This window comes from Ruminococcus sp. AM42-11, assembly GCF_003480145.1.
GTDB classification, from domain to species: Bacteria; Bacillota; Clostridia; order Lachnospirales; family Lachnospiraceae; genus Blautia_A; species Blautia_A faecis.
This window is the reverse complement of the sequence record NZ_QUIO01000031.1, coordinates 14901-28564: the sequence shown is the minus strand read 5'-3', so window position 1 is coordinate 28564 and position 13664 is coordinate 14901. Positions and strand designations below refer to the sequence as shown.

Genomic DNA, 13664 nt, shown 5'->3' with positions numbered 1-13664 from the left:
TGGAATCCTCACGAAAGAAAAAGTGGGAACCGGAAAGGAGGAGATTATTATGAAACAAAATCCGAAGACAATTAAACAGATTCTCAATATTTCTTTTCTTTCTGTATCTATCCCGGCTCTTATCCTGCTTCTTGTGCTGACCTGCTATACTATCAGCAGGCAGATTCATGCGGATCAGTCAGATACGGAAATCCAGCTGTCGCAGGTTACAACTCATATGGAAGAAGTTTTGAAACGATCGGAAACTCAGCTTAATAATCTTGTTGTACCCGGCTCTCCTTTTCATTCGTTCCATTATAGTAACACGCAACTGGAAAAGTACCAGAATGCCTATACAATCTTACAGATCCTGCGTCCGATTCTGACGCAGGATTCCTGCCTTGGAGGATTTTTTCTGTACAGCAAAGAAAAAAGTGATAATTGTTATTATCCTTCCTTCCAGCAACATTATTCCTATGAAGACCAGAAACTGCTCAAGGATTACTTTATGCAGCCGATTCATCTGTCAGAAGAACGCAATCGCTGGATTCCATTTATGCTTTCAGACCGGGTGGTACTGATCCGGATGATCGGGTATGACACTACTATTTGTGCTGTTATGGTGGATCCGTCTCTGGATAATTTCTCATTGTTCGCGGGTATGTCTGATTCGGATATGCATCTTTTTTATGCATCTTTGGAAGGAACATCTTATACCTCAGAATTTGTCACCAGGAAACTGCTATTTCCATATGAAGATAATCCTGTCAGAAAAATAACCCTTGATAAAAAAACATATCAGTTTATCAGTTCACCAGTGGGAGAATATAATCTACAGCTTTGCTGCATTTTTCCATACAAGGGAATCTGGTCACATATGAATTTATTCCAGAAAGTATTGATTTCTTGTATGATCGCATTGCTTTTTTCAATATCCCTGATCGGAATGTATCTGTACAGAAAATTGATTTATCCAATTAATACGCTTATGGAAACTATGCAAAAAGTTGGAAACGGAAACTTATCGCTGCGTGTAAATGACAATTATGATCTGCTGGAACTGCAGCGCTTTGGTCAGACCTTTAATGAAATGTTGACTAAAATCAATGATTTAAAACTGGAAGCATATGAAAAGAAACTGGATTTAAAGCAGGCACAGCTGCAGTATCTTCAGTTGCAGATCCGTCCTCATTTTTATCTCAACTGTCTGAAAAGCCTGTATGGCATGGCAGAAAAGAAACAATACGGCGAGATCCAGGAAAGCATTCTGGCTCTTTCAGAATATTTCCGTTATATCTTTCGAAATAACATTGAACTGGTCAGTCTGGAAGAAGAAATTCACTCTGTATCCAGCTATATTAAATTGCAACAGCTATATTTTTCTTGTTGGCCGGAGCTTGGAATTGATATCTCGGCAGATACAACAGATGTTTTGGTTCCTCCTCTGTCAATTCTTACTTTTGTAGAAAATAGTATCAAGCATTGTCAGGATCGATCTCATATTAAGATACAATTGAAGACTGCTCATGTATCTATAGAGCAGCAGGATTATCTGAATATTACAATTTCAGACAATTGCGGAGGTTTTCCTTTAGAGGCTCTGAATACACTGAACCATCTGGAAGAACATGATTTTTTGTATAAAGACTACAATGTAGGAATTTATAACATATATTATCGCATGAAGATGATTTACGAAAATCAAAGCACTCTGGCATTTTATAACATAGAAAACCAGGGATGTGTGGAACTTCTGATACCTTTTCGGGAAAGGAAGATAGAATCATGAATATTTTATTAGTAGATGATCAGCCAAGTGTACTCTCTTCATTAAAATCAGGTCTGAATTGGAGTGCTCTTTTGGTACATAATGTTTATACGGCGTTAAATGCATCCGAAGCCAGGGAAATTATTCTTTCCCACCCTATTGATATTCTGTTAACAGATATTGAGATGCCAAAGGAAAGTGGATTATCCCTTCTTCGCTGGTGCAGGGAGAATCATTACCAGTTTGAATGTATTTTTCTGACTTCCCATGCTGATTTTTTCTATGCGCAGGAAGCAATTCAATTAGAAAGCTTTGATTATATTCTTCAGCCGGCAAGATATGAAGACATTGAATCTGCTATTAAACGGAGCATAAAAAGAATTCAGGAAAAAGAACAGCAGCAGACCTGGCTGAATTTTGGAAAAGCAGCTTTACCCCAGAAAAATGCTTTGTTGAAAGGTCTTTTAAATGACTGGTTTATGGGAAAGGAAACGGATCTTGACCAGGTGCTTCACTTTCTTCAGGAAATGAAGATTCCGGTTTCAGCTGGTTCAGACGTTTATCTCTTGTGGGTTCAGATACAACAATGGCATTCCTTTCCAGTAGCTTTTGAAGAATGGCGCCAAAGTACAGAAGAAATATTCAGAGATTTTTTCTCTCCGTTTCAACATCAGATATTGTCTTATTTTCCAGATAAAACGTCTATTGGAATACTTATTTACAGCCTGGAAAATAAGTTAATGGATGCAGACGTGTATTATGCTCGGTTAAATATGATCTATTCCAGAATTACCAGGCAATTTTCCTGTTCCTGCGCGTTTTATACACGTCCCTCTTTCCAGGTAAGCGAGTTGTCCAGGACAGCTGCCGCTTTGCAGGAAGAAAGGAAAAATAATATCTGTCAAAGTTCTGGTATCTTTTTTTCTGATTCGGCAAGTGTTCCACAAACTATTACATACTGTGAACCGGAGTTATTGTCGCAATTCGAAATGTATCTTTCTGGCAATCAGGCGGGCAAAGCAGAGCAGGAAGCATTGTTGTATCTTCAATCCTTAAACATAAATAATAAACTGAATCACGATACTCTGGTTGAATTTTGCAAAAATTATTATCACTGCGCTTACAGTGCCGCGCGGAAACTGGAACTTCCGGCACATTCCTTACCGGCTTTTGAAGATGTGGCTGGAATCAGCAGTGCTGTTACACTGGAATCAGCTGCCGCTTATTTGAAAAAAATTACTTCTTTTTTTGTTTCGGCATGTTCAGAAACTGAAACATCCGATAACAGCCTGGCTATAATCGAAAAATATATCCGTGAAAATCTGGACTCTCCTTTACAGTGTGCACAGATTGCAAAAGCTGTCTATCTAAGCCCGGACTATATTTCGAGACTGTTTCACAAAGAAAAAGGAATGCCTTTGAAGGAGTATATTACATTAACCAAAATGAAGGCTGCAAAAAATCTGTTGATTACCACATCTTTGCCTGTCAGTCTGATCGCAGCTAAAGTTGGTTATGACAATTTTTCTCATTTCAGTAAAGTTTATAAAAAGGTTATGGGTACGACACCATCCTCGGAACGGAACGCGTAGAACGGAAAAAGAACAAAAATGTGCGGAAAAAGAACAAAAAATAATCAATAAAAATAAGTAAACGTAAACAGAACAATACTGGATGCTTCTTTGATAGATTTAAATATGGCAGGGCGATAAAATAAAGAACAGAAAGAGGCAAAAGCATATGAGCACAGACAATGCATGGAAGCCTGCGAACATAAAATCTATTTCTGTGCAGAAGAGAGGAAAAAATGAAAAGAAAAAAGATGATGGCAGCAGTTCTTGCAGCACTAATGACATGCTCTGCATTTACACCGGCAGTAGCAGTAAAAGCAGATGATGATGTTGTAAAACTTAAAATCTGGGTGTTTGGCGAAGGCTCAACAGAAGAGTGCGAAAAAGTATCTGAGGCTCTTAGCGAAATCACCAGAGAGAAAATTGGAGCAGAAGTAGAAATCTATCAGACAATTGATACGGAAAAACTGAATCTTGCAATGACAAGTGGCGAAAAACTTGACCTGGTGTGTGCACATAATCTTGACCGTAGCGGACTGGTATCCTCTGGAATGCTTCTTCCGCTGGATGATCTGTATACAGAATATGCACCAGACGCAGCTGCCATGGTAAAAGAAGAAGATACCAAAGCATTGTATTTCGATGACCAGATGTATTTCCTTCCAAGCAATGGAGACAAAGCAAGAGCTTCAGGTGTCATGATGAGAAAAGATATTCTGGATGAGTTGGGAATCAATGCAGATGATATCAAAGGAATGGACGATTTTCATGATGTACTTGTAAAAGTAAAAGAGAATTATCCGGATTTATATCCGCTTGTTCCATCATGGGTTGGTGGCGGAATGCAGAAAACCTTCCACATTGATGATATTTATAATGGACTAGTTGTACTTGAAAATGGATTTGATCCAAGTGATACCACTATCACAAGCCAGTATGAGACACAGGAATGGAAGGATTTCTGTAATTATATGTACCAGTGGAACCAGGAAGGACTTCTGATGCCAGATGCTGCTACTTCCACAGATAACAGTCCGATGAGCACAGTTGGATTTGCTGATTATGAAAACCTGATTCCTGGTAAAGAAGCAGATTTCTCAAAAGACAATGGACATGAATTTGTTTCAGCCCAGTTTGTAGAGCCTCTTAAAGATACAGAGCGTAATAAAGGTATCTGGTGTATTCCTGCAGGCTGTGAATATCCGGAAAAAGCAATGGAATTGTGGAACCTGCTTTATTCCGATAAGGAAGTAGCTACAATGGCTGCATATGGTATTGAAGGCGTTAATTATGAATGGGTAGAAGAAGGATCTGTTGTAAAGATTCCGGATGGTGTGAAAGACACTTATACTACATATGAGTGGGCATGGCCGAACTTAAATATTCTTCCAGTATTCGAAGGAAAAGATCCAGCTGTCCGTCAGGAACTTGAAGAGTTCAATGATAGTGCAGCACGTGCAACTTCTCTTGGTTTTGTTCTGGATACTTCTACAATTATGAACGAAATTACTGCATGTAATAACGTAAAGCAGAAGTATGAAACTCCTTTACAGTGGGGCGCATTAGATCCTGAAGAAGCAATTCCGGAATTCATTGAAGAACTGGAAGCTGCTGGTCTTAGAACCATTCATGAAGAGGCACAGAGACAGCTGGATGAATATCTGGCAAAACAGAAATAAGTAAAGGGAATAAAAAGGACAGGCCGGTTTCGTCCTGTCCTTTTTAAATGCACTTAGCAGTGCATGTGTTTGAATAGAAAAACGAGGAGGTTTGTTCATGAAAAGTAAAATGAGAAAAATCAGACGCTATTGGCCTTTGTATCTGATGATGCTTCCGGCTTGCATATATATTTTTATTAATAATTATGTGCCGCTGCCTGGCGTGTCACTGGCATTTCGTCAGTATAATTTCCAGAAAGGAATTTATGGAAGCCCATTTATCGGACTGAAAAACTTCAAATTTCTTTTTGCCAGCAAAGACGCATGGATCATTATGAGAAATACAATTGGCTATAATCTTATTTTTATTGTCTTAGGAACTGTGTGTGCAATTGCGGTAGCAATCCTTCTTTGCGAAATAAGATCAAAGATTTCGAAAAAAATATATCAGACCTGTATTCTGATTCCGTATCTGGTTTCGATGGTAATTGTCAGTTATCTGGTATTTGCATTCCTCAGTGAAGGAAACGGCTATATTAATACACAGATTCTTGCAAAATTGGGAATGAACAAAATTTCCTGGTACAATGAGCCGAAATACTGGCCTGTGATACTGGTAATCGTTAATTTATGGAAAAATATCGGGTACAACAGTATTATGTACTATGCAATGATTATTGCAATTGATAAGACTTACTATGAAGCAGCAAGAGTTGACGGGGCAGGAAGATGGCAGCAGATCCTACATATCACTTTGCCTGCGATTAAACCGACGATTGTAATTCTGACACTGATGAGTGTGGGAAGAATCATGTATTCTGACTTTGGTCTGTTTTACCAGATTCCGATGAATTCCGGAACACTTCTTGATGTGACAAATACAATTGATACTTATGTATATCGTGGTTTGATGCAGACAAATAACATTGGAATGTCTGCAGCAGCAGGAGTATATCAATCTGTAGTCGGATTTATACTTGTTATTACAGCGAATCTGATCGTAAAGAAAGTCGATCCGGAAAGCGCGTTGTTTTAAAAGGAGGCACCTATGTATAAAAACGAAAAAATATTCCAGTTTTTTGCCAATTTAATTCTTGCATTGCTGACAATATGCTGTGTGGCTCCGTTTCTTTTGATGATTTCCGCGTCATTCAGTTCTGAATCGGCACTGTCAGTATATGGTTATACTTTTTGGCCGAAAGAGTTTGATCTTTCTGCATACAAATATTTATTTTCCAGCACTGGTGCACTGTTAAAAGCATACAGCGTTTCTATTGGTGTTACGGTTGTGGGAACGGTTCTTAATCTGATCATGACAATTTTGATGTCATATCCGTTATCCAGAAAAGATCTTCCGGGCAGAAATATATTTGCTTTTTATCTCTTTTTCACAATGCTGTTTAATGGTGGTCTGATTCCCTCCTATATTATGTGGACAAGAAATTTCCATATTCAGAACACAATATGGGCATTGCTGATTCCCAATCTTTTACTGAATGCTTACAATGTAATTATGATGAGAACATATTTTACATCCAGTATCCCTATGGAAATTATCGAAGCTGCAAAAATCGATGGGGCGCGTGAAGGGACAATTCTTGTGAAATGTGTACTTCCTATGGCGAAACCAATTATTGCAACTGTTGCACTTCTGGTTGGTCTCGGATATTGGAATGACTGGATGAATGGTCTGTATTATCTGTCAGACGACAGCCTTTACAGCATTCAGGTATTGTTAACAAAGATTATGAGAAATATTGATATGATCAAACAGACTTCCGCGTCTGGTGTCAGCGTAATGGCACAGATTCCTTCTACATCAGTGCGTATGGCAATTGCATTTCTGGGAGTTTTGCCAATTCTGATTGCATATCCGTTTTTCCAGAAATTCCTGGTAAAAGGAATTACGGTTGGTGCTGTGAAGGGGTGAGATCATTATAGTTTCCCAAATAGAAACTATGATGACAAAAATAGAATTGCAAAAAATATTTTAAATAGTGTTAAAATAATATCATTGACAAGATGCATGAAAAGAAGCAGTGAAGTACTTTGTAAACATGCTCTAATGTCGAAGAAAAAAAGAAATTCAAAAGAGTGAAAACCATGCGTGTAAAATCAATACAGAACATTGACGGCTTTTTCAGAGCACTTGAGAAATGCCATGGAAGAGTGGAACTGATTACAGACGTGAAAGACGTGTTAAATCTTGCCTCCAAGCTGACATAGTATATTGGGCTTACCAGAGTATTCAGCAACCCGGACATAGAATCCTATGAGATCGTATGCTATGATGCAGAGGATTATGCTTTGTTGAAGGAATTCCTGGTTCCGGTTAAATAAAAGTGTTGGAGCCTGTTTGAAAAATTACATACGATTCAAAGTTAAAGGAAAGGCTGCGTTGTATAAAGAAGTTTCGTTTTACGAAGGAAATCTTTATACAATGCAGTTCTATTATGGTCTGTTTAGAGTTTGGTTTTCTTCCATATATCAATGCCCTCCAATCGTATGTTTTTATAATATAATAGCCGGTTGCTTTTCCAGCTGTCTCCGAATTATACGTTATTGGAAGGAAAGTATCAACGCAAAATTGCGCGGAAACATAAAGCGTCTATTAACTGCACAAATTTCTGGATTGTTTTTATAAAAAATATATCGTATGATACAACTAGAAGTTCAAAAATGTATACAGAAGGAGCAAAATAATATGGAGAATGTTTTTCACAGGGTGCGTATCAGAAAATATGAGGATAAGGCAGTAGAGAAAGAAAAAATCATACAGATATTGAAGGCGGGAATGCAGGCACTGAGTGCATGTAATCAGCAGCCATGGGAATTTTATGTAGTGACAGACAAAGAGAAAATACAGGAATTGTCAAAGGCAACCCCATATTCCGGATGTGCAGCAGAAGCCCCGGTTGTCATTGTACCGGTGTATCGCACGAAAGGTCTGGTTGTACAGGATATGGCTCAGATTGATATGGCTATTGCCCAGGAAAATATCTGGCTGGAAACGGATGCACTGGGACTTGGCGGTGTGTGGATTGGGATTGCACCGATGCAGGACAGAATGAACCTGGTTCATGAAATACTGAATCTTCCGAAAAATCTGGAAGTATTTTCTCTGTTTGCACTGGGGTATCCGGCAGAAATACGAGAACAGCAGAATCGTTTTGATGAAACAAGGATTCATTTTGTTGAATAACTTTGAACAGTCTTGTTTTTGGTATAGTAGGGACTAACTACAGATATTTCCCCTTGACAACCAGGCATATATCCTGACTTTTGCAGCTAAATGGATATAAAACACCCGTCAAACCCAGTAAATACAGGGCTTGGCGGTTTTTCGGCTTTGTCAGATTTTCATGGCGTTTTTTCTACTTTTTGGTCTTTGCTAAAACTTTTTTTATTTCTCCCAGAGTACGGATACGTTTCCCAAAATCAATATCTGTAACTCTTCCGATATCTTTTAGAACTTCATCGTAATAATCAAATAGATAGTAGTTTTGCTGGATTAAACTACATTCGGCTTTTGACAGAGATTCCAAAATGGTTCCGATGCTGTATTTTCTCTCCAGTTTATTTTCCAGTATTCTTGCGATTGTCAAAGCTACAAAACAGGTAAGGAAATGTGCTTCGATATGTTCTTTTGGCCAGACATACACGGGTCTGGCTTCCAGTTCACTTTTGGTTACTTTAAAAGATTCTTCAATTTTCCATAAACCTCGGTACATATCGATAATCTCGTCGTCAGATGTCTCCATTTCGCTGGTTAAGAGCATATAGTAACCATCCAGTGCTTCCTCCCCTCGGATTTTTTCTTCATCAATGTCCAGAACAGAAGAGGCGGTAAGGATTTTTCCGGTTTCTTTATCATAGTCAACTTTTTTGACGTATTTTGCAGCACCATAAGATATGGCTCTTGTATAATTCCCTGGATTTTTTGCCAGGTCTCTGGCTTTTGCCAGTGCAGCTTCACGCTCTGCTTTTGCTCGTTTGGCATATTTTTCACTCCAGAAGACAACCTGTTTCTCATTTACCTGCTTTTTTATCTTTTTGCCGGAAACAGAGGATACCTGGATCGTTCTTGGAGACTTGCGGGATTTCCGCTTGTATTCTGTACCAAGCCATTCATAACCTTCCTGTTCCAGAACATAGTCCTTGATGCTTTTTTCTGCGCCCCGGATGGACATACTGAAAACATATCCGTCATGAGTGGGCGTGTTGATCGTGTACCAGATGTTATCACCTGTTGTCATTCCTTTGTCAGCAACGGAAATGACTCTGCCAAGATCAAACTGTTTTTTGATGCGTCCAAAGTTAGGTCTGTAGGTCAGACAGTCATTGGTATTTCCGGGAAAAAGCTCATAAGTAATAGGAATTCCCTGATTATCCATGAAAAGTCCCATCTGCACAATTGGATTTGGACGATGTTCTTTTGAAACTCCTTTACGGAGAAAATCGGTTTGCTCATCTGTCTCAAAATAGTAGTTTGTAACATCATAATAGATGAGGCTGGTATCCCTGCCATAATTCTCTTTGATATGGTCATTTAGCCAGATCTGCAAGTTTTCCTTATGTTTGTCAAGGAAAGACAGACAGCGGTAAACATCGTCTAAAGAGTAGTCTGTTTTCTCAAAGAAATGTTCCCGGTCATCATAGGAAGATTTCTTTGAAGCAGGGAAAAGAAGTCTGGAATAGACCAGCATCTTCATGATGGTATTGGCATCATACTGTTCTTTTGAGTGGCGCTGCCGGTTCGTTAGGAAAGTATGGAGGTCAAGCTCATGATAGATCTGGCTCAGGGCGGCATAGCCGAAGTTTTTTTCTCAGATCGTCACCTATGCAAAGCCGGTCAGAATCATAAAAAGTAAAGTGGATGGGAGCCTGTCTGGCTGCTTTTTCAGCTTTTAGCTGCTCTACTCTTTTTTGAAAGTGGGCAATAGGGTCATTATACTTTTTTTCCAATTCATCCAGCCAGCCAATAGATTCTATTGTTTTCTGACGGGAGCATTTCTTAGCTTTATCGTAATAGGTGTCAACAATGGAAAGACGAATTCGACCATTCAGGTTAGGTGTTTTTTTGAGGTACATGGCAAGCATTCCGTTTCGTATAATATTTATTATAACGCAAAACGATATAAAACGCTAGTAAAACATGACTAATTTTAAAAATAAAAAAGCCTGAAAGCAAGGAAACAAAAGGCTTTCAAGCAATAAGCGAACATATGTTACTGCAAAACTGTGGAGACCGGGTCTTATATCCCTTACCAACAGGCGGAAGGAGCTGGTGAACCAGTTGGAAAAGGAAATGGATGGTATTATTATGATAATGATGCAGGCACTTATCTGCCCTGGTAAGCATGAAGAATTAAACATAACAGTCAACACCATACAACACATATTGTAAAACGAAAACTTTGAAATCCTATATATTGTGAAATTAAAATATGATATTTACAACATATTGTATAATATGTAATTGTTTGGGTTTCCACAAAAGCACACGATTTCTCTTGAATTTCTGAAATGACCTGTATTATAATAGGATAATTAACGGCATATACCACAGCCGGTACCGCAGTGACCAAATGCCGTTTTCGGGGTAAAAATAGGTTCAAAAATGAGCATTATTTTTCCCACTTATTCAGAAAAAAAGGCACTATCCAAATCTAAACAGAAAAAGTTCTGTATTTGGTAAATAGTGATAAATTGTGAAAGGAAAAGAATGGGAAAATTAGCACTTAGTGACGAAGTATTGCTCAGTGTTGACAAAGCAGCCCGTTATATCGGCGGGGAAGTCAACTCTGTAATGAAAAATTTAGACGGGATAGATGTCCGTGTGGCGTTTTGTTTTCCGGATGTCTAGGACACGATTTTTTTACCTACTACCTTTTAAAATCACTTAGTTCTATTTGATGTTATTTCCTACCTTTTTATCTGTATCATTTTGTATTATTTTGTGTTATTTAAGCTTAAAGGGATTTAATAACACAAAATAAGCCTTTGACAAAAGGCCATTTTTGACCACCTTTTGCAATCACTTTTCCGTTTCAGACTTCGTATCATGCCTCTTTTATGTGACAAAAATTGATATTTTTGTAAAAAACAAGTTTTTATGCAATCTATCAGTTATCTAATAATACTTCTTATGGTTACAGTTCGCTTTCCAGACGGCTATTGCTGGTATTTTCTATTGCACCTGTTCACTCATCATAAAAAGTATCTTGTAAAGGAATTCCATTAATGTTAAGATAGAATCAGATAAAAGTTCTTTCACATTCATCAATCGAAAATGCCAGGAAGTGATTGCTGTAAATGGCTGATGAAAACACCCTATTGAACAGTGATTTAGAGTCATGCTACGAAAAATACAAAGGCATTATTAAGAATTTTACACTCATGAGTGATATATTTATGCGAAACGTGTTCAAAAAAAGAGAATGTCTGGAATATGTTTTGCAGGTCATTATGGAGAAACAAGATTTACACGTGATTGATCAGATAATCCAAATAGATTATAAAAATTTGCAGGGACGCTCCGCAGTAATGGACTGCGTTGCCAGGGATTCCACAGGCAAACAATTTGATGTGGAAATCCAGCAGGATAATGAAGGGGCTTCCCCTAAAAGGGCCCGGTACCATAGTGGACTGATGGATATGAATACCTTAAATCCCGGACAGGATTTTGAGGAACTGCCGGAAAGCTATGTAATTTTTAATACCAGGGACGATATTCTTGGATATGGACTTCCCATTTACCACATTGACCGGCAGATCAAAGAACTGGAAGAGGCTTTTTAAGATGAAGCACATATCATATATGTAAATTCCAGGAAGCAGGATGATACAGAACTGGGAAGACTGATGCATGATCTACACTGTAAAAAGGCAGATGAGATGCACAGTCCGATTCTAGCAAAGCGAGTATATGAATTGAAGGAGACACAGAAAGTCCAGCTAATAAATGTCAATAGAAAATGAAAAAATTTTTCTAAAAAGGGTAGGCTGCCCCCTTGGTGAATATATCGTTCTTTTGCAAGATATTGATTCGTTGGATTTACAGTATTTTATGCGGCTATGTCGCATTTAGCAGCATTGTATTGTTTGATGTGCTCTTGTGGAGTGATGATTTCAAAAGGTTTGTTGTCTCTTAGTATTGCAAATATCATGTTGCATACTTTATGTGAAACGGCTCCCATTGCTACGAGCTTTGGTTTTGAATCACATTTCTGGAGATAGTATTCACGAAGAACTGGATTTTTAGCTTTTCCATTACGGGAGATACTGATACTTGCAAGGCTAATGTGTGAATCACACGCCTGGCAATAGAAGAACCACGCTTAGACATTTGAACCTTGGTGCCTTCAAATTTGCCGGATTGTTTCACAGCATGATCAAGACCAAAATAAGCGAAAAGCTGTTTTGGTTTTGAAAATGCTGAAAAGTCACCAATCTCACCCATGATGGATACAGCAGACAAGAAACCAGCACCTTTAAATGTTTCAATCAAATGAATCTGCTTGACAAAGTCGGCATCTTCATTAGCATCAACAAGCTCATGGAGCGATTCAAGAATGTTGTTGATTTCTTCATCATATTTACGTATGAAGCTGATATAAAGGCGAATACGCTTGATGTTGCTTTCTATGATGTAGCCAAACTGATTTGCATCAGTTGCCGCCTGAATGATGGCATTATACTTATTCTGAGCATATGTAAGCCCAAAGCGAGCTGTTGATTTGATGATATCAATAATCTCTTGCTTGTCTGCTTCAAGAAAAGCTGATGGAGAGGTATAAGTTTCCAACAATGTAAGAGAAGTGTTGATAGTAATCTTGGAAAAGATGCCAAGATACTGTGGAAACGCCATGCGTAATTCACCCTGAAGCTTATTCACATAGGCACTGCGATTATCCATTAAACCGTAGTATTCACGGCATAGGTTACGGCAGTTTAGAGCAAGATCTGATGGCATAAGTGAAACCTTTAAATCCGGTTTCAAGCCAACCAAAGCAGCTTTTTTTGAATCAAAACGATCATTATGCACTTTTCGGATGTTGATGTTTGTGCTATTCTTAGTGATGATAGGATTAATAACGGAGCAGTTAAAACTCTTATCACGAAGATAGCAGAAGAGTGGGTAATGATAAATTCCCGTGGATTCGAGGAAAATGCGACTTTCCAAAGAATACAACTCTTCTGCTTCTTTTATTTTAGAAACAGCGGTTGTAAGGGAATCAATACTGTTATGCAGGATTTTGTAAGGTTTTCCTACGAATTGTTGGTTTGGAAGTGCGATAGACATCCATGAGAAGTCAGCACCGACATCAATACCAACAGAGATGAATAATTCATCAAGATTAAAAATAACTTTGTTTGACATGAGCGATAGCTCCTTTCTGATAGGAATCCATTTCCAATCTGACAGATACACAACCTAGCGTGTTATTCGGGTATGGTCTTCAGGCTCCCAACCAGCTAAAACATAAAACCCTGTCGAATGGACTAATTGACTTTCTTGTAGGTATCAGTCACAGAAGTGACTTCCCAAGGAGTTGAACATTCTTTGTCCTATCCTAAGAGATAATACCTTATGTTTTATCGGGTGTCTATCAGGAACCGTCAGACATGATAATTATTTGGATAACATCTGATGAAGGAAGAATCCCTTCTTCTGTTATCTGATTT

12 protein-coding genes are annotated in these 13664 nt (G+C 38.3%); 9 read left to right on the top strand and 3 right to left on the bottom strand.

The features are described from left to right. The first annotated feature begins 49 nt into the window (after positions 1 to 49). From DW904_RS16420 to DW904_RS16390, 7 genes are all read left to right on the top strand, one after another. A complete protein-coding gene (locus tag DW904_RS16420; protein WP_118582794.1) occupies positions 50 to 1768 on the top strand; it encodes a histidine kinase in 1719 nt (572 codons plus the stop codon). Beyond that, entirely contained in the window at positions 1765 to 3339 is a 1575-nt protein-coding gene (locus DW904_RS16415) for a helix-turn-helix domain-containing protein (protein WP_173767633.1), read from the top strand. Before DW904_RS16420 ends, DW904_RS16415 begins: the two co-directional genes overlap by 4 nt. Positions 3340 to 3554: 215 nt before the next feature. Further along, on the top strand, positions 3555 to 4997 hold the full coding sequence (locus DW904_RS16410) for an ABC transporter substrate-binding protein (protein ID WP_118582791.1): 1443 nt from the start codon (positions 3555 to 3557) through the stop codon (positions 4995 to 4997). A gap of 97 nt (positions 4998 to 5094) precedes the next feature. Beyond that, positions 5095 to 6012: an ABC transporter permease subunit gene (locus DW904_RS16405; protein WP_118582788.1), complete on the top strand. Its 918-nt coding sequence runs from the start codon at positions 5095 to 5097 to the stop codon at positions 6010 to 6012. Between the two features lie 12 nt (positions 6013 to 6024). Then, on the top strand, positions 6025 to 6906 hold the full coding sequence (locus tag DW904_RS16400) for a carbohydrate ABC transporter permease (protein WP_117854229.1): 882 nt from the start codon (positions 6025 to 6027) through the stop codon (positions 6904 to 6906). Between the two features lie 173 nt (positions 6907 to 7079). Beyond that, positions 7080 to 7202, top strand: coding sequence for a hypothetical protein (locus DW904_RS24625; protein WP_279254399.1), 123 nt, complete (start codon positions 7080 to 7082; stop codon positions 7200 to 7202). 478 nt (positions 7203 to 7680) lie between these two features. Beyond that, positions 7681 to 8178, top strand: coding sequence for a nitroreductase family protein (locus tag DW904_RS16390; RefSeq protein ID WP_117854227.1), 498 nt, complete (start codon positions 7681 to 7683; stop codon positions 8176 to 8178). Positions 8179 to 8350: 172 nt separating this feature from the next. Here DW904_RS16390 and DW904_RS16385 read toward each other — a convergent pair whose 3' ends face one another. Beyond that, a complete protein-coding gene (locus DW904_RS16385; protein ID WP_279254401.1) occupies positions 8351 to 9769 on the bottom strand; it encodes an IS1634 family transposase in 1419 nt (472 codons plus the stop codon). Next, on the bottom strand, positions 9759 to 10067 hold the full coding sequence (locus DW904_RS23275; RefSeq protein ID WP_187565894.1) for a hypothetical protein: 309 nt from the start codon (positions 10065 to 10067) through the stop codon (positions 9759 to 9761). Before DW904_RS23275 ends, DW904_RS16385 begins: the two co-directional genes overlap by 11 nt. A 634-nt stretch (positions 10068 to 10701) precedes the next feature. Between DW904_RS23275 and DW904_RS23020 the strand changes: the two genes are divergently transcribed. Together DW904_RS23020 and DW904_RS16380 are read left to right on the top strand one after the other, a co-directional pair. Continuing rightward, complete coding sequence (locus DW904_RS23020) at positions 10702 to 10842, top strand: hypothetical protein (protein ID WP_202187752.1); 141 nt, start codon at positions 10702 to 10704, stop codon at positions 10840 to 10842. A 449-nt stretch (positions 10843 to 11291) separates the two neighbouring features. After that, on the top strand, positions 11292 to 11777 hold the full coding sequence (locus DW904_RS16380; RefSeq protein ID WP_347562177.1) for a PD-(D/E)XK nuclease family transposase: 486 nt from the start codon (positions 11292 to 11294) through the stop codon (positions 11775 to 11777). Between the two features lie 400 nt (positions 11778 to 12177). On the opposite strand, the gene DW904_RS16375 is transcribed toward DW904_RS16380, so the two are convergent. Continuing rightward, the gene (locus tag DW904_RS16375) at positions 12178 to 13359 is read right to left on the bottom strand and encodes a transposase (RefSeq protein ID WP_347562176.1); all 1182 of its coding nucleotides are present in this window, start codon (positions 13357 to 13359) and stop codon (positions 12178 to 12180) included. Between the last annotated feature and the right edge of the window lie 305 nt (positions 13360 to 13664).